Raw genomic sequence first — 15961 nt, 5'->3', positions numbered from 1 at the left:
CCTCTCTGCGGCTGTTCGAGCTTACTTCTTCGACGCTGCGTAGCGCGCCTTGGTCTCGGCGTTCATCGGATAAAGGCCCGGCAGCACCGCGCCCTTGTTCACCTCGTCGACGATCCAGGCCTCCATGCGCTCCTGCTCGGGACCTTCGGCAAGCACGTGGTCGAGCATCGCCTGAGGGATCAGCACCGCGCCGTCCTGGTCGGCGACGATGACGTCGTTCGGGAATACGGCGACGCCGCCGCAGCCGATCGCCTCGCCCCAGCCGACGAAGGTCAGGCCGGCGACGGATGGCGGCGCGGCGTAGCCGTCGCACCACACCGGAAGTCCGGTGCCGAGCACGCCCTCGAGGTCACGCACCACGCCGTCGGTGATCAGCGCGGTGACCCCGCGCTTGACCATGCGGGCGCAGAGAATGTCGCCGAAGATGCCGGCGTCCTTCACGCCCATCGCGTCGACCACGGCAATGCAGCCCTCAGGCATGGCCTCGATCGCCGTGCGGGTCGAGATCGGCGACGACCAGGATTCCGGCGTCGCCAGATCCTCGCGCGCCGGCACGAAGCGCAAGGTGAAGGCGGGACCGACCAGCCGCTTCTGTCCCGGGCGCAGCGGCTTCGCGCCGCGCAGCCAGACATTGCGCAACCCCTTCTTCAGCAGGACCGTGGTGATGGTCGCGGTGGTGACCTGGGACAGGGTGGCGATGGCTTCGGGAGTGAGGGACATTGTGAGACTGGCGCTCCAAACAGGCTGGCGGAAAAAGCAGGCGCATCTTGCGAGCGACGAACGCTGCGTCAAGAGCATGCACGGTGCGTCCAGCGCATGGGGGCCTGCAGCGGCCCGATAAAGGATCCTTATCGCAGGGCATCCGATTAATTTATTGAATTTTCGAGACTTTTTGCCTTTGACCCAATTCCACTCGCCACCGAAACCAGCTAGATGAGGGATCACGAACGCGGATCATTTCGGACTCATGGCCGATCCTCTTCCACCCCCTCGCCTGCTGCCCAGCGGCGACAGCGCCGTCACCGTCGAGTTCAGCCGGACCATCGACGAGACCGCGAACCGGCGCGTGCTCGCGCTCGATCACGCGCTGGCTGCGGCCGGCATCACGGGGATCACCGAGACCGTGCCGACCTATCGCTCGCTGCTGGTGCACTATGATCCCGGCGTCATCGACCATGCCGCGCTCAGCAGTCAGCTGCTCGCGTTGTCGGCCGGCTCGCTCGCCCCGGAGACCGACATCAGGCGCTGGCGGGTGCCGGTGTGCTATGGCGGCGAGAATGGCATCGACCTCGAGGACGTTGCCAAGGCGCTGAACCTCACGCCGGATGAAGTGGTCGCTCGTCACGTCGCCGGCACCTATCGCGTCGCGATGATCGGATTCACGCCGGGCTGGTCCTATCTCTCGGGTCTCGATCCACGCTTGCAGATGTCCCGCCGGCAGAATCCGCGGCTGGCCACGCCGGCCGGCATCATCGCGATCGGCGGCATCCAGACCGGCATCCAGTGCCTGGCAGGTCCGTGCGGCTGGCACCTGCTCGGCCGCACCGCGATGCGGACCTTCCAGCTGCATCGCACGCCGACTTTTCTGCTCGAGCCCGGCGATGAGGTGAGCTTCATCGCCGTCGATGAGAAGACGTTTGCCGAGCAGGAACGCGCCGCCGAAGCTGGTGAGCTCATCGCCGAGCGGATCGCCGCATGACTACGCTCGTCGTTTCACAAATCGGCCCGGCAAGCTCCGTCCAGGACGGCGGCCGCTTCGGTGCGCAGCGCTACGGGCTGACGCCATCGGGCGCGATGGACAAGCTGTCGCTCGCAGCGGCGAACAGTCTCGTCGGCAATGAGCTGATGGCAGCCGCGATCGAGATCGGCCCGTTCGGTGCGACCTTTATGGCGAAGGACGGCCCGGTGCGCGTCGCGTTAGCGGGCGCGCCGCGGCCCGCTGACATCGCCAAGCGCCAGATCGAGATGAATACGTCGGTGACACTGAACGAGGGCGAGAAGCTCACGCTCGGCTTTGCACGCGGTGGCTCGTTCAGCTACCTCGCCATCGAGGGCGGCATCTCCGGCGAGCCGATGTTCGACAGTCTCTCCGTCAATGCGCGGGCCGGATTGGGCAGCCCCTACCCGCGCCCGCTCCAGTCGGGAGACGTGTTCAAGGTCGCACCTGCCAGCCAAGCGCCGGAGCTGCGACTCGAGCTGCCCAAGGCGAGTGGCGCGATCCGGGTTGTGATGGGTCCGCAGGACGATGAGTTCAGCGACGAGATGAAGGCGCTGTTCCTCGGCAGTGATTGGGCCGTGTCGGCGACCAGCGACCGCATGGGCTATCGCCTCGAAGGCCCCGTGATCCGCCATTTGCACGGCCACAACATCGTCTCCGACGGCACCGTGGAGGGCAGCATCCAGGTGCCGGGCAACGGCTCACCAATCGTCTTGATGTCGGACCGCGGCACCAGCGGCGGCTATCCGAAGATCGCGACCGTCATCACGGCCGATTACGGCCGGCTGGCGCAGACGCCGGCCGGCACGCCGTTCCGGTTCAAGGCGGTGAGCATGGCCGAGGCCCAGGCCGAGCTGCGCCGCTACAAGGACCTGCTGCGCAGCCTCCCCCACCGCGTCACCGAGCTGACGAGCAGCGACTTCAACGTGGATGCGCTGTTCACGGCCAATGTGGCCGGCCATGCCGTCAGCGCAACCGATGTCACCACCTGGCCCGGAGTGACGCCCGATTAACCCGATCGCCTCTAACGCTGCTTCCGACCAACAACGCGCGGAGCCCTGACATGACCAGCACCGTCGACCTGAACTGCGACCTCGGAGAAAGCTTCGGCCCGTGGGAGATGGGCAATGACGCCGCAATGATCGAGCTCGCGACGTCAGTCAACGTCGCCTGCGGCTTCCATGCCGGCGATGCCGATATCATGCGCCGGACGGTCGAGATGGCGAAAGCCAAGGGCGTCAGCGTCGGCGCGCATCCCGGCTATCGCGACCTGCACGGTTTTGGCCGACGTCCGGTGCCGGGACTGAAATCATCGGAGATCGAGAATCTCGTCGCCTATCAGATCGGCGCGCTGCAGGCGATCGCCACCGCGGCCGGCCACAAGGTCACGCATGTGAAGGCGCACGGCGCGCTCTCCAACGTCGCCTGCGAGGACGACATGACGGCGAACGCGATCGCCAAGGCGATCAAGGCCGTCGATCCCAGCCTCATCTTCGTCGTGCTGGCGAACTCGAAGCTGGTGACAGCCGGCGAGAAGGCGAATCTCTCGATGGCGCATGAGGTGTTCGCCGACCGCGCCTATGACGACAACGGCCTCTTGGTCTCGCGCAGCAAGCCCGGGGCGGTGCTGCATGATCCCAAGGTGATCGCCGACCGCGTCGTGCGCATGGTGCAGGACGGCGCGGTGGTCTCTGTCACGGGCAAGGCGATGAAGATGCGCACCGACACCGTCTGCATTCACGGCGACACCGCTGGCGCCGTCGAGATCGCCCGCGAGGTGCGCAGGGCGCTCGACGCGGCCGGCATCAAGGTGGCGCCGTTCAAAACGGCGGTATGACAGGAACTCGATCAGAACGGATGGGTGAAAGGCATGCCCAGCGTGATCGCAGCGATCAGCGCCACAGCCCCGTAGAACGCGACCAGCGCCGCCGTGGTGCTCCGCTCGCGCATGGCGCGGGCCTGAGGCATCTGGCGCAGGGTCGTCGCAATGGTCTGCATGGCCGGTCTCCTGAAGTTCCGGCCATGAGAAAAGCGTTCTCGACGGCCGATGCAAGGCAACCGGGCAAATAACGACAAGCCCCCTGTTTCGGGTCCGCTTGGAACCATAAAATTCTCAGCCGATGTGCCAGCCGAGAATTTTATCCGCGGGGTTCCATCCCATTTCGACTGGTTAATAAACGTCGAGCTGGAACCGGCCTTTCTTCTTGAGGTCCGCGACGAAGCTGACGGCCTCGTCGGTGGAGCGGGCCCCGAACTGGGCGACGATGTCGACGAGCGCGCGCTCGACGTCCTTGGCCATGCGCTTGGCATCGCCGCAGATGTAGAGATGCGCGCCGCCGGCGAGCCAGGTCCAGACCTCGCGACCGACCTCGCGCATGCGGTCCTGGACGTAGAACTTCTTGTCGCCGTCGCGCGACCACGCCAGCGACAGCCGCGTGAGGAGGCCCGCGGTCTTCATCGCGTTGAGTTCGTCGGCGTAGAAGAAGTCGCAGTCGCTGCGCTGATGGCCGAAGAACAGCCAGTTCTTCCCAGGCGCACCGGTCGCCCTGCGATCATGCAGGAAGGCGCGGAACGGCGCGATGCCGGTGCCCGGGCCGACCATGATGATCGGCGTCTTCGGATCGGCGGGCAGCGCAAAGCCGTGCGCCTTCTGCACGTAGACGCGGAGCTTGTCGCCGGGATTGATGCGCTCGGCGAGGAACGTCGAGGCGAGGCCGAGGCGCTTGCGCTTGCCGACGACGTAACGAACGCAGTCGACGGTGAGCGAAAGTTTTCCCGGCGTCGCATTGTGTGACGAAGAGATCGAGTAGAGCCGCGGCTGCAACGGCTCCAGCGCCTCGACGAACGCTTCCGGATGCGGCCGAACGCCGGAAAACTTCTGCAGAACCGCCATGACGTCGAGCGTGGCCGCATCACCATCGGGATCCTCGCCCTGCGCGAGCCGCCGCGCCTTCTCGCGGGTGGCACCGCCGGTGATGAAGGAGATCAGCTCGAACAGCGAGTCCGGCGCCGGCGAAAGCGAGACGTCCTCGAGCAGGCACTGCCGCAACGGCTTGCCGTTGACCTCGGTCATGTGCGACGCGCCGATCAGCGCGATGATCTGGTCGACCAGGCCGAGATCGTTCTTGGCGAAGATGCCGAAGGAATCGCCGACCACGTAGTCGAGCCCGGCCTCTGCCAGATCGAACTCGATGTGCCAGGTCTCCTTCTCCGAGCCGGGCTTGTTGAGTAACCGCCGCGACAGGAAGGTCGCCTCGACGGGATTGTCGCGCGAGCGGCCGGGCTCGCTGACGACGACGGAGACGGCAGCAGGCGTGACCGCGGCGGGAGGCTTGGCGGCCGCAGGCGCCTTATCGATCTCCTCGTACAGCGCCTTGAGCATCCGCGCGGTTTCCTTGCCGCCCGGGACGCACAGGTTCAGTCGCGCCTCGCTGCGATCGGCAAGTGCGTCCGAATAGTCGCTGCAATTGTAGCCGCACTGGCCGCAGTCCTGCTGCGCCATCGCCGCCATCATGCGCCGGCGCAACGGGCGGCCCTCGGCGAGCTTCATGCGATCGGCGATCGGCATGGTCTGGTCGTGCCACGGAGCCTCGCCGTCATCGCTATCGCCCGGGGCTGCAAGCACGGCCCCGTTCTGCGCCGGCGACAACGGCGTCGACCCGTCGAGGCCGAGCGCGCCGGCGAGAAAGCCGTTGAGCCAGGAGCGCTGCGCCTCGGAGAAGGGGGCGGAAGCTGGAATGATCTCGATCTTCGGCATGGGCGTGATCTGGTTCATGCTGATACCTCGGACGAATTCTGGGCTTCGGCGAGCTGGCGTAGCGTGTCGCCATCGTGCCTGCGGGCAAAGGACAGGAACGGCTCATCGGGAGAGGCGCGATGGGCGAGATAAGCCTTGAGCAGCTTCTCGACGGTGCCGGGCGCGTCCGCAGCCTTCAGGTCGCGATACACCTCGCGGCCGATATCCGCCTGCGGGCCGAAGCCGCCGCCGGCGAACAGATGATAGCCCTCGACCGTCTCATCGCTGTCGCCGACCGGCACCTTGGCCGCGATCATGCCGATGTCGCTGATGTAGTGCTGGGCGCAGGAGTGATGGCAGCCGGTGAGATGGATGTTCAGCGGGCTATCGATATCCACCCTGCTCTCGCACCAATCGGCGATCTCAGCCGCGTGCTTCTTGGTATTCGCTGCCGCGAACTTGCAGCCGGCATTGCCGGTGCATGCGATCAGCCCGGCGCGGATGTGAGAGGCTTGCGTGGAAAGCCCGATCTGCTCGATTGCGGCGCAGACCAGAGCAACGTTCTCGTCGCGCACGCCAGATATCAGCAGGTTCTGCCACACGGTCAGCCGGATCTCACCGTCGCCGAGATCGGCTGTGATCTTCGCGAGCGACCGCATCTGATCGGTGGTGAGCTTGCCGAGCGGCAGCACGACGCCGATCCAGTTCAGCCCCTGCTGTTTCTGCTTGTGCACGCCGATATGGGCCATGCGATCCGCCTCGGGCCGCGGCTTCAGCGCCTCATCCGGCACGCGTGCGAGCTTGCGGCCGAGCCGTTCCTCGACGGCTTGCATGAACTTGTCATGCCCCATGCTGTCGAGCACGTATTTGAGCCGCGCCTTCAGGCGATTGGTACGATCGCCGGTCTCGATGAAAAGCCGCACGATCGCGTCAGCCACCTCGGTGGCGCGCTCCGGCTCGACGATGATCCCGGTCGGCTTGGCGAAATCCTTGTGGCCGGTGATGCCGCCGAGGCCGAGCCTGAACCACACGCCCGGCGCCACGCCGAACCCCTCCTTCACCTCGACGGCGGAGAACGCGATGTCGTTGGTGTCCTCCAGCGCGGCGATGCGGCCGGCGCCGTCGAAGGCGACGTTGAACTTGCGCGGCAGGCCGTACAGCGAGCGGTCGTTGAGGATGTGGAAGTGCCACTCGCGCGCAAAAGGTCGCGTATCCAACAGTTCCTGCGGATCGATGCCGGCGGTCGGCGTGCCCGTGACGTTGCGGATGTTGTCGGCGCCGGAGCCGCGCGCGGTGAGGCCGAGATCGGAGAGGCCTTCGAGCAGCATCACCGCGTGCTTGGGCGGGATTTCGCGCAGCTGCAGATTGGCGCGCGTCGTGACATGGCTGTACGGACCGCAGAGCTGATCGGCGAGATCGGCAAGGCCGGTCAACTGCCAATGCTTCATGATGCCGTTGGGAATGCGCAACCGGCACATGTAGGAGTCCTGCGCCGGCGCAACGTGAAACAGGCCGTAATAGCGCCAGCGGAAATTGTCGGCGGCCGACGGCGCGGCATTGCTGCCGGCCTGCTGCTTCAGCCGATCGTAGGCATCGAACGGATGCAGCTCGCGCTTGATCTTCTCCTGGTCGGCCAGCTTGCGGCCGGAAGCGAGGACCTTGTCCTGCGCCTTGACATGGATGGCGTCAGGCCCGGTCGGCTCGGCTGCTGCGGAGGCCGCAGCCGGGCTGCGGCCGGCGAGGGTCACCTTGAGGCCGGCGGCCAGCCCCTCGAGATAGCGCTTCTGCTCGTCGTTGAAGTCGACAGACAATTGTTCGATTTTCATGATGGCGGACGAAGCTCCAGCGGCCACGGCGATTGGCGTTCGGGGGATGGAATGAAGATCGCGTCGTCCGAACGGCCAGCGTTGGCGTCGTTCAGGAGAGCGATCCGACCAGCTTCGTTGCTGCGGAAATCCGACACGGATTGCAGCCAGCGGCATCTGCGGCGGCTGACTGCACTGCAATATTCAAGTTGCGTGCCAGCCGCGAGAAACAGGAAATATGAGGGAATTCAGAGCGCTAACCGAATCGTCGAACCCGCGATCGCGGCCTCAAGCCCTGAAATGCGAGCACTCCGCCCAAATTTTGGTCGACGGCGAGCGCTGCCTGATTTCTGTTCGGAAGGAGATCAGGCCGTCCAGCGGCCGATCTTGAAGGCCTTCAGATGGCCCAGGACGTCGTCCGCCGCGAAAGGCGGGCCGGCGAATGCCCCAATCGCGGCGTCCGGGGCCTGCGCCTGGGTGCCAAGCGCGGCGTCATAGATATCCGGCCGGAACACGCCCATCGCTGTGCTCAAGGCCTCGCTGCTGAGCGGCGTCTGCCCCCAGCGGACCATCTGGGCGTACAGCCATGCAGCCTGGATCTTCTCCGGCCGCCCCGCCTCCTCGCGTCCAACCAGCAGATAGCGGGGGCTTTCGCGGAAGGTACCGTCCGGCGAGATCTTCAGCCGGCCGTCCAGCGTGCGCTTGAGCACCTCGGCATCGACGCCGATCCGGTCGGGCTGGGCCAGGATGCGTGCCGCCTCCTCGTGGTTCTGCTCGATGAAATCGGCGCCGCGGGCGCACGCCCGCACCAAGGCGGACAACGCGTCGGGATGCTTGTCCGCCCAGCTCTGCCTGACGGCCAGCACCTTTTCGGCGGCCCGCACCAGAACGTCGGAAACGAAGTGCAGGATGTGGCCGATGCCGAGGTCGACGGCGATCGAATTCCATGGCGCGCCCACGCAGAAGGCGTCGACGTGACCATTGGCGATGCTCTCGACCATATAGGGCGGCGGCAGCACCACCAGCCGGACGTCCTCGTCGGGATCGACACCGCCCGCAGCCATCCAGAACCGGAGCTGGTAGTTGTGGGTCGAAAACGGAAAGGTCATGCCGAACGTCAGCGGCTCGGCGCCGGCCTTGCGGCGCGCAGCCACGACGCGCGACAGCGCCAGCGCGGTCGCCATCGGGTCGAAGCGATCGCCATCCAGGTGCGCCATCAGCTCGGCATGCAGCGCCGGCGTCACCGTGATCGCGTTGCCGTTCACGCCAAGGCTGAACGGCGCCACGATCGGGACCTTCACGTGGCCGATCCCGAGGCTGGAGGCGATCGCGACCGGCGCCAGCAGGTGCGCCGCGTCGAACAAGCCGATGTTGAGCTTGTCGCGGACGTTGGACCAGGAGACCTCGCGCACCAGCGTGACGTCGAGCCCCTCCGCTGACGTGAGTCCCTTGTCGACGGCGACGATCAGCGCCGCGGCATCGACCAGCGGAATGAAGCCAATGCGAAGCGGGCCGGTCATTTCAGCATCTCCGAGGCGGTCAGGATCGACTGCGCGATCTCACCGATCTTCTTCTTCTCGCGCATCGCCGTGGAGCGCAGCAGAACGTAGGCTTCCTCTTCGGTGAAGCCCTTCATCTTCATCAGGATGCCCTTCGCGCGGTCGATCACCTTTCGGTCCTCGAGCGCCGACTTGGTGCGCTCCAGCTCGTCCTGCAGCTTGGAGAAGGCATTGAAGCGGGAGATGCAGAGGTCGAGGATCGGCTTGATCCGCTCCTTCTTCAGGCCGTCGACGATATAGGCGGACACGCCCGCCTCCACCGAGGCCTGGATCGACGCCGCATCGCTCTGGTCGACGAACATGGCGATGGGCCGCCGGACCGCCCTGCTCACCTGGAACATCTGCTCGAGCACGTCGCGGCTCGGATTCTCCAGGTCGATGACGATGACATCCGGGTCCAGGGCGTAGATCCGCGCCAGCAGACCCTGCATCTCACTGACATGCACGACGCCGCTGAAACCAGCTTCCCGCAGGCCCTCCTCGAGGATGGCGGCGCGGATCGGGCTTTCGTCGACGATCACGATTTTAGGCGACTGCTCGGCGCTCATCGTTCACCAGTTGTCCGAGCCGGTATCCATAGCATGGACGCGACCGGCTTAAAGCCTTGTCTTTCTGAGCAATTCGGACTAGCTGACGCGTATCTCATCAGGCAGTTCCAACATGCAGCAGGGTTCCGCGCCCAAGATCAGCTTTGTTTCGCTCGGGTGTCCGAAGGCGCTGGTTGATTCCGAGCGCATCATCACCCGGCTGCGCGCCGAGGGCTACGAGCTCGCCCGCAAACATGACGGCGCGGACATGGTCATCGTCAACACCTGCGGCTTCCTCGACAGCGCCAAGCAGGAGTCGCTGTCGGCGATCGGCTCGGCCATGGCCGAAAACGGCAAAGTCATCGTCACCGGCTGCATGGGCGCCGAGCCGGAACAGATCGAGCAGGCCTATCCCGGCGTGCTGTCGATCACCGGTCCGCAACAGTACGAGAGCGTGCTCGACGCCGTCCATCGGGCGTCGCCGCCGGTGCACAATCCGCATCTGGATCTCGTTCCTCCCCAGGGCATCAAGCTCACGCCCCGGCACTACGCCTATCTGAAGATTTCCGAAGGCTGCAATAACAGGTGCAGCTTTTGCATCATTCCGAAGCTGCGCGGCGATCTGGTGTCGCGCCCGGCCGCGGACGTGCTGCGCGAGGCCGAACGGCTGGTCGCAGCCGGCGTCAAGGAACTGCTCGTCATCTCGCAGGACACCTCCGCCTACGGGCTCGACATCAAATACGCCGAAAGCCCGTGGAAGGAGCGCAACGTCCGCGCCCGTTTCCTCGATCTGGCCCGCGAGCTCGGCGAGCTCGGGGCGTGGGTCCGGCTGCATTACGTCTACCCGTACCCGCATGTCGACGAGGTCATCGGCCTGATGGCCGAGGGCAAGGTGCTGCCCTACCTCGACATCCCGTTCCAGCACGCAAGCCCCAACGTGCTGAAGGCGATGCGGCGGCCCGCGGCCCAGGACAAGACGCTCGACCGCATCAAGGGCTGGCGCGCGGTGTGCCCGGATCTGGCGCTGCGCTCGACCTTCATCGTCGGCTTCCCCGGGGAGACTGATGAGGACTTCGCCTATTTGCTCGACTGGCTGGATGAGGCCGAGATCGACCGGCTCGGCTGCTTCAAATACGAGCCGGTGGCTGGCGCGACGTCCAATGCCCTGCCCGGCCAGTTGCCGGACGAGATCAAGCAGGAGCGCTGGAACGCCCTGATGGCGCGTCAGCAGAAGATTTCGGCGCGCCGGCTGAAGCGCAAGGTTGGAACGCGCCAGCAGATCATCATCGATGAGGTCGGCCCGACCGTTGCCAAGGGGCGCACCAAGGCGGATGCGCCGGAGATCGACGGAGCGGTCTATATCTCCAGTCGACGGCCGCTGCGGGTCGGCGAAATCGTCACCGCCAAGATCGAGCGCGCCGACGAATACGATCTGCACGGCTCGGTGGCCGGGTTCTGACGGATCTGCGGATCAGCTCGCGTTCGTGGATCCCGCCCGGACGTTCCACAGCTTCAACAGCCGTCCAGCCTCGTCCAGCGTCAGCTCGAGATATTTGGTCTTGAGCTTGATCAGCTCCTCGGGCTTGGTCGCGCCGGAAACGAAGCGGCTGTCGAGGATCGCAGCCACCGTGCTCCAGCTCAGCCCGGCGACCTTGCAGGGAACGAGAATGCCGTCGCTGCGCAGGCTCTGCATCAAGGGCCGCACCAGCTCGATGCTGCATTTCGCGAGTTCCGCGATGGCCGCGATGGTTTCGGCGTAGCGGCGCTGGCGGGCGAAATCGAGCAGCATGGCTTCGTTGAGCTTGCCGGTCTGCTTCAGCTGCGCGACCGAGGCCTTGGCGCCGCCGAAGTCGCGCGACCGCGACATGCCGCGCTCGGCATCCGCCGTCGCCGCGGCAATCGCGCTGCGGATTTCCTCGTAGAGATGCGGCGGGGCCGACGCAAGCAACCTCGCTTTCACCGCCTCGGACGCGTCCTGCAGCAGGGTCCGGCGCAGCGGCGACGGCAGGTCGGCACGGATGCCGGTCGCAATCGCCAGTTCGGGATCGCCGAGAGCCTGAGACAGGATGATCGAGAAGCCGGCTGCGGAGATCCGGGCGCCGGGGTTCTTCATCAGCTTGCGGCTGACGCTCGGAAAGCGACGGACCAGCAGCGCGTCGGTCACGACTTCCTGCAGCCACCAGCGGCCGGCGACGGCGATCAGATGCTGCTCGCCCCTCGTATTGGCGATGTCGATGAGATCCTCGGTCGTCAGCCGCGGCGACTCGGAGAGCACCGGCCCGGCCACGGCGATGTCGTCGTGATGGGCAAGACGCCGGATCACGGCCACCGGGGTTTGCGGGACAGGCGCCAGCTGAGCGCTCAGTTCGGCAAGCGCGATCCGGGCGCCGACATCGGCCAGCGCGCGCAGCTCGATCGTATTGACGAGACGCTCGAACACGTCGGCGAACAGGGCGTATTGCTCGACATCCAGGTTGCGAGCCGACGCGATGAACAGCGATGCGACGCGCTCAGCGACGCCGGAGCAGCGTTCGGCTGAGCCGGTGGCAATCGCCGCCTGGACCTCGTCGGCGATCGTGAGATGGGGATCAGACATCGCTCGTCCTGAGCGCTTGCAATTCAAGCTCTCCCACACGGTAAATGTTGCCGCTAAACGTTTGGTAAAATTTGAACTAAAGAGTTCTGAGCCAGGCGCTTTCACGGGGTCTCCCGGTGGCCGGCGGCCGGATCGCCGTCACGACCGCTCTTGACACGTCCCGCGATCTGCCTGTATGGCCCGCCGCATGATCTTCAACCGGACCAACCGCCGCGCCGCCGTTTGCCGTCGTCACCGCCGTGACGATGCCGGGGCGCGCCGTGTCCGAAGACGTTGCTGATCAGTCCAACTCATCAGCTCCAGGTTTTCGAGAAGGCCGCTCCCGCAAGGAGCGGCCTTCTCGCTTTTCGGCCCACGTTTTCCCCCTGAGCACAAGGAGACTGAACATGCTGACCGCCCCGCATCCGTATGACGCTCTGATGGAGATCACGGCGCGTCCGCGCACCGTGTTCGTCCAGGGCAAGGGCTCCTGGCTGTGGGACGACAGCGGCAAGCGCTATCTCGACTTCATCCAGGGCTGGGCGGTGAACGCACTCGGCCATGCCCCGCCCGAGCTTGCCAAGGCGCTAGCTGATCAGGCCGGACGATTGATCACGCCGAGCCCGGCCTATTTCAACGACACGAGTCTCCAACTGGCGAAGGCGCTCACCGAGCGCTCCTGCTTCGACCAGGTGTTCTTCACCAACTCGGGTGCGGAAGCCAACGAAGGCGCCATCAAGCTGGCGCGCAAATACGGCGCGCTGCGCAAGAACGGCGCTTATGAGATCATCACCTTCGAGGGCGGCTTTCACGGCCGCACGCTGGCGACGATGTCCGCCTCAGGCAAGAAGGCGTTCGAGCCGCTGTTCGAGCCGAAGGTGCCGGGCTTTCCCAAGGCGCGGCTGAACGACATCGGTTCGGTCGAGGCGCTGATCACGGACAAGACGGTGGCGATCATGCTGGAGCCGATCCAGGGTGAGGCCGGCGTGTGGCCGGCGACGGACCAGTTCCTGCAGCAATTGCGGACGCTCGCGACCAGGCATGGACTGCTGCTGATCGTGGACGAGATCCAGACCGGCATGGGACGGACCGGCAAGCTGTTCGGCTATGAGCATGCCGATGTCGTCCCGGACGTCATGACGCTCGGCAAAGGCATCGGCGGCGGCGTCCCCCTTGGCGCCCTGCTCGCGACCAACGACGCATCATGTTTCGAGCACGGCGACCAGGGTGGCACCTTCAACGGCAATCCGCTGATGTGTGCGGCGGGCTTGGCCATGCTCGACGTGATCGAAAAGCCCGAGTTTCTCAAGGCAGTCGCCGACAACGGCCTTTATTTCGAAAGCGAACTGCAACGCATCTCGGCGCGACACGGACTTGGCGAGGTCCGCGGCCGCGGCCTGCTGCTGGCGCTCGAGGTCGTCAGGCCGATCGCGCCGTCGCTCGTCGCGCATGCCTTCGAGCTCGGTCTGCTCCTGAACGCGCCGCGTCCGGATACGCTGCGCTTCATGCCGGCGCTGAATGTCACTCGCGACGAGATCGCCGCGATGATCGACATGCTCGACGGCATCCTGACCAAAGCAGGCGCGGCGCGCTGCGTGGCCTAGCGGCTCGGATGCGAAGGACGGCCTGGGGATCAGTCGCCAGGCCTGCTTTCCAGGATGTGGGTCCCGAACGTCGCCAGCATGTCGCAGCGCCGTCCCGCGTCCACGCTGGTCGGCACAAGCAGCACGCTGCGAGGTCCGGCCGTGGCATGCTCGGCCAGCTTTGACCGAACCTCATCATGGCTGCCGATCAGCGACCTCGCGAGGAAACCCTCGATATTGGTCGGCGGCACCACGGCGCCCGGTCCGGCGGAGAGTTGCCGCCTGCGGTCGAAAAATTGTTGCAGGAACGGCGCTGCTTCGGCGATGGCCTCGTCCCGGGTCGGCGCGCTGCAATAAAATCGCGAGACCACCAGCCGCGGATCGGCAGCCGCATTCCGCTCCCGGTAGCTCCGCAGCATCTGCCCGACATCATCGAGCGACGACGTCAGGCCAGCCATCAGGCCGTGGCCATGCGCGGCGGCATCATCGATAGCGGCCTCGCTCGCCGACGCGATCCAGGTCGGGACGGGATTCTGCAGCGGCCGCGGCGTCAAACGAAGACGATCGACCTGGCAGTAGCGGCCGTGATGGGAAACCTCGTCTTCGGCCAGGAGACGCTGAATCAATTGCAGCGCCTCGAGCATGCGCGGCCGGGTCTCCTCCGACGCGACACCGAAATTGCGGTTCTGTTCGGGAAACGGTCCGCCGCGCGCGACCCCAAAATCGAGACGGCCGCCACTCAGGATGTCGATCGTTGCGACATCCTCGGCGACTTCCACAGGTGGACGAAACGGCAGCAGCACGGCCGCGGTGCCCAGGCGAATGCGGGTCGTGCGGGCGGCGAGATATCCCAGCAGGGCGAACAACGAGGGGCTCGAGCTGCCTGCATCGAAATGATGCTCGGAGATCCAGGCCTCATCGAAGCCGAGTGCTTCGGATTTGAGCACCAGATCGGTTTCAGCCTGGATGGCCGCGGCATGGCCGAGACCGTGATTGTCGTACGGGCAGAAGATGCCGATGCGGAGACGAGCACTCATGATGCCAAGCTGTACCGGCATCGCCGAGGAATTTCCAGAACTCGTCCGCGGTTGACCTAGATCAAAGACAGCGCGGCTCCTGAAAAACGATCTTGCCGGGGCCAAACACCTGCGGTCCGATGCATGACGTTGTATCCGTATGGATATAGCGTCGTACGGGATGTGATCAGCTCGTCAGGAACGAGGCTTGCCGGAACCAAGCTGATGATCATTCCGCCGACAACGACGTCGGCATGAGAGGAGATGCAAGAATGGCGAGAGACAATCTGGCGCGGGTGCTGCCCGTGGAGGAGACCCGCAGCCATATCGCCGCCGCTGCCGCGACTGAAGAGGTCCTGATCCACGTCCGCTTCTTCCCGAACTCCGACATCAACATGATCGGCGAGAAGCCCGCCGGTCTCACTGCGAACCAATGGTACGAGCGGCTGCTCGAGGTCGCGCGTCCGCACTATCAGACCTTTGCCGGCGGTCGCGGCTTCTTCCGCATTCCCCGTCCCTGCTTCGAGGCGATCCTCAAGGATGTCGCGGCCTGATCCAGGCCGCCCGCCGTTCGATTGAGGCAGTGGGCGTCCTCTCTGCCTCAGTCCTGTCGACCGCGGTGCGCCGGGTGCGCCGCGGTCGCTGGCGTTCGATCGTCATGTCTGGCGGAGCAAGCGCATGAGCGATGCAGTCTTCAGCGAAGTTCAACGGGGGTTCAGCGACATTGTCGCCGCGGCGTCCGCGTCGCCCCAACTGGCGGATATGCTGGCCGACCGCGCATTCGATCTGTTCGAAGCCAACATCGACGCGCAGACGGCACATCTGCCGGCGCTCGCCTGCACCAAGGGCTGTCCGTCATGCTGTGCATTGCGCGTGACGGCGACGGCGCCCGAAATTTTCCTGCTGGCGCGCTATATCCGCCAGATCGATGCGCGGATGCCGGGCACGGCGCTGGGCTCCCTGTCGCGCCGGATCAAGCTCGCCAACCGGGCGACACGCGGATTGAGCGAGACCGAGCGCATGCGGCTGCGCCAGCCCTGCCCCTTCGTGGTGCGCGGCGGCTGCATCATTCATCCGGTGCGCCCGCTGGCCTGCCGCGGCCACGCCTCGTTCGACCGGCGCGCCTGCGCGCAGGCGATGGCCGGGCGCGAGGTCGATGTGCCGGTCTCTGGTCCGCATGTCGCGCTGCGCAGCCTGGTGCAGGATGCGCTCAGGGCCGCGCTCGACCGTGCCTGCCTCGCATCCGACCTTTACGAGCTGAACCAGGGGCTCGCTCTGGCTCTCGCGGATCCCGAACGGGAGGCCGCGTGGCGAAGCGGGCAGGACAGCCTGGCGGCGGCGCGGATCGGCCCGCCGGCGGGCGCACAGACTGATGCCGTGTTGTGGAGCCGGGCGTCGGGTCATGAAAGCGGGGCCCGCGACGACGCCTGAGCCGACATCGCG

Annotated in this window: 15 protein-coding genes; 7 read left to right on the top strand and 8 right to left on the bottom strand. The window is 65.8% G+C overall.

What is annotated here, in order from left to right; translation table 11 throughout:
• Positions 1-21: 21 nt before the first annotated feature.
• On the bottom strand, positions 22-720 hold the full coding sequence (locus tag NLR35_RS01285; RefSeq protein WP_257164758.1) for a ribonuclease activity regulator RraA: 699 nt from the start codon (positions 718-720) through the stop codon (positions 22-24).
• Between the two features lie 247 nt (positions 721-967).
• On the opposite strand from NLR35_RS01285, the gene pxpB reads away from it, so the two are divergent.
• From pxpB to NLR35_RS01270, 3 genes are read left to right on the top strand one after another with little or no spacing between them, the layout of a single operon-like run.
• Complete coding sequence (gene pxpB / locus NLR35_RS01280) at positions 968-1699, top strand: 5-oxoprolinase subunit PxpB (protein ID WP_257164757.1); 732 nt, start codon at positions 968-970, stop codon at positions 1697-1699.
• Complete coding sequence (locus NLR35_RS01275) at positions 1696-2730, top strand: biotin-dependent carboxyltransferase family protein (RefSeq protein WP_257164756.1); 1035 nt, start codon at positions 1696-1698, stop codon at positions 2728-2730. Before pxpB ends, NLR35_RS01275 begins: the two co-directional genes overlap by 4 nt.
• A 50-nt stretch (positions 2731-2780) precedes the next feature.
• Entirely contained in the window at positions 2781-3554 is a 774-nt protein-coding gene (locus NLR35_RS01270; protein WP_257164755.1) for a LamB/YcsF family protein, read from the top strand.
• 11 nt (positions 3555-3565) lie between these two features.
• Here the strand turns inward: NLR35_RS01270 and NLR35_RS01265 are convergent, their stop codons facing one another.
• The 5 genes from NLR35_RS01265 to NLR35_RS01245 all read right to left on the bottom strand — a co-directional run bounded on the left by NLR35_RS01265 (position 3566) and on the right by NLR35_RS01245 (position 9365).
• Positions 3566-3715, bottom strand: coding sequence for a hypothetical protein (locus tag NLR35_RS01265; protein WP_257164754.1), 150 nt, complete (start codon positions 3713-3715; stop codon positions 3566-3568).
• A 172-nt stretch (positions 3716-3887) separates the two neighbouring features.
• Positions 3888-5492 carry a sulfite reductase subunit alpha gene (locus NLR35_RS01260; protein ID WP_257164753.1) on the bottom strand — a complete coding sequence of 535 codons (1605 nt, stop codon included), beginning with the start codon at positions 5490-5492 and terminating at the stop codon, positions 3888-3890.
• Entirely contained in the window at positions 5489-7279 is a 1791-nt protein-coding gene (locus NLR35_RS01255; protein ID WP_257164752.1) for a NirA family protein, read from the bottom strand. Before NLR35_RS01255 ends, NLR35_RS01260 begins: the two co-directional genes overlap by 4 nt.
• A gap of 344 nt (positions 7280-7623) precedes the next feature.
• Positions 7624-8778 carry a CmpA/NrtA family ABC transporter substrate-binding protein gene (locus tag NLR35_RS01250; protein ID WP_257164751.1) on the bottom strand — a complete coding sequence of 385 codons (1155 nt, stop codon included), beginning with the start codon at positions 8776-8778 and terminating at the stop codon, positions 7624-7626.
• On the bottom strand, positions 8775-9365 hold the full coding sequence (locus NLR35_RS01245) for an ANTAR domain-containing response regulator (protein WP_006613963.1): 591 nt from the start codon (positions 9363-9365) through the stop codon (positions 8775-8777). The genes NLR35_RS01250 and NLR35_RS01245 overlap by 4 nt, the downstream gene beginning before the upstream one ends.
• 112 nt (positions 9366-9477) lie before the next feature.
• Between NLR35_RS01245 and rimO the strand changes: the two genes are divergently transcribed.
• Entirely contained in the window at positions 9478-10803 is a 1326-nt protein-coding gene (gene rimO, locus NLR35_RS01240) for a 30S ribosomal protein S12 methylthiotransferase RimO (RefSeq protein ID WP_257164750.1), read from the top strand.
• A gap of 12 nt (positions 10804-10815) precedes the next feature.
• Here the strand turns inward: rimO and NLR35_RS01235 are convergent, their stop codons facing one another.
• Positions 10816-11940: a DUF2336 domain-containing protein gene (locus NLR35_RS01235; protein WP_257164749.1), complete on the bottom strand. Its 1125-nt coding sequence runs from the start codon at positions 11938-11940 to the stop codon at positions 10816-10818.
• A 386-nt stretch (positions 11941-12326) separates the two neighbouring features.
• On the opposite strand from NLR35_RS01235, the gene NLR35_RS01230 reads away from it, so the two are divergent.
• Positions 12327-13523, top strand: a complete 1197-nt coding sequence (locus tag NLR35_RS01230) for an acetylornithine transaminase (protein WP_257164748.1) — start codon at positions 12327-12329, stop codon at positions 13521-13523.
• A gap of 29 nt (positions 13524-13552) precedes the next feature.
• Here the strand turns inward: NLR35_RS01230 and NLR35_RS01225 are convergent, their stop codons facing one another.
• Positions 13553-14539, bottom strand: coding sequence for an LLM class flavin-dependent oxidoreductase (locus NLR35_RS01225; RefSeq protein WP_257164747.1), 987 nt, complete (start codon positions 14537-14539; stop codon positions 13553-13555).
• A 251-nt stretch (positions 14540-14790) separates the two neighbouring features.
• Here NLR35_RS01225 and NLR35_RS01220 point away from each other — a divergent pair, with 251 nt between their 5' ends.
• Both NLR35_RS01220 and NLR35_RS01215 read left to right on the top strand, forming a co-directional pair.
• Entirely contained in the window at positions 14791-15072 is a 282-nt protein-coding gene (locus NLR35_RS01220) for a hypothetical protein (RefSeq protein WP_257164746.1), read from the top strand.
• Positions 15073-15196: 124 nt separating this feature from the next.
• A complete protein-coding gene (locus tag NLR35_RS01215) occupies positions 15197-15949 on the top strand; it encodes a YkgJ family cysteine cluster protein (RefSeq protein WP_257164745.1) in 753 nt (250 codons plus the stop codon).
• The last annotated feature ends 12 nt before the right edge of the window (positions 15950-15961 follow it).

Origin of the sequence: Bradyrhizobium sp. SRS-191 (assembly GCF_024586915.1) — a bacterium.
Classification (GTDB): domain Bacteria; phylum Pseudomonadota; class Alphaproteobacteria; order Rhizobiales; family Xanthobacteraceae; genus Bradyrhizobium.
The sequence above is the reverse complement of the archived record's forward strand: the minus strand, read 5'-3'. Positions and strand labels throughout refer to the sequence as shown.

What these genes read in the sequence shown, in the direction of transcription:
- NLR35_RS01275 (WP_257164756.1), top strand. Translation starts at nt 1,696, where the DNA reads ATGACTACGCTCGTCGTTTCACAAATCGGCCCGGCAAGCTCCGTCCAG.
- NLR35_RS01260 (WP_257164753.1), bottom strand. Translation starts at nt 5,492, where the DNA reads ATGAACCAGATCACGCCCATGCCGAAGATCGAGATCATTCCAGCTTCC.
- NLR35_RS01220 (WP_257164746.1), top strand. Translation starts at nt 14,791, where the DNA reads ATGGCGAGAGACAATCTGGCGCGGGTGCTGCCCGTGGAGGAGACCCGC.
- NLR35_RS01270 (WP_257164755.1), top strand. Translation starts at nt 2,781, where the DNA reads ATGACCAGCACCGTCGACCTGAACTGCGACCTCGGAGAAAGCTTCGGC.
- NLR35_RS01285 (WP_257164758.1), bottom strand. Translation starts at nt 720, where the DNA reads ATGTCCCTCACTCCCGAAGCCATCGCCACCCTGTCCCAGGTCACCACC.
- NLR35_RS01235 (WP_257164749.1), bottom strand. Translation starts at nt 11,940, where the DNA reads ATGTCTGATCCCCATCTCACGATCGCCGACGAGGTCCAGGCGGCGATT.
- pxpB (WP_257164757.1), top strand. Translation starts at nt 968, where the DNA reads ATGGCCGATCCTCTTCCACCCCCTCGCCTGCTGCCCAGCGGCGACAGC.
- rimO (WP_257164750.1), top strand. Translation starts at nt 9,478, where the DNA reads ATGCAGCAGGGTTCCGCGCCCAAGATCAGCTTTGTTTCGCTCGGGTGT.
- NLR35_RS01225 (WP_257164747.1), bottom strand. Translation starts at nt 14,539, where the DNA reads ATGAGTGCTCGTCTCCGCATCGGCATCTTCTGCCCGTACGACAATCAC.
- NLR35_RS01250 (WP_257164751.1), bottom strand. Translation starts at nt 8,778, where the DNA reads ATGACCGGCCCGCTTCGCATTGGCTTCATTCCGCTGGTCGATGCCGCG.
- NLR35_RS01245 (WP_006613963.1), bottom strand. Translation starts at nt 9,365, where the DNA reads ATGAGCGCCGAGCAGTCGCCTAAAATCGTGATCGTCGACGAAAGCCCG.
- NLR35_RS01215 (WP_257164745.1), top strand. Translation starts at nt 15,197, where the DNA reads ATGAGCGATGCAGTCTTCAGCGAAGTTCAACGGGGGTTCAGCGACATT.
- NLR35_RS01230 (WP_257164748.1), top strand. Translation starts at nt 12,327, where the DNA reads ATGCTGACCGCCCCGCATCCGTATGACGCTCTGATGGAGATCACGGCG.
- NLR35_RS01265 (WP_257164754.1), bottom strand. Translation starts at nt 3,715, where the DNA reads ATGCAGACCATTGCGACGACCCTGCGCCAGATGCCTCAGGCCCGCGCC.
- NLR35_RS01255 (WP_257164752.1), bottom strand. Translation starts at nt 7,279, where the DNA reads ATGAAAATCGAACAATTGTCTGTCGACTTCAACGACGAGCAGAAGCGC.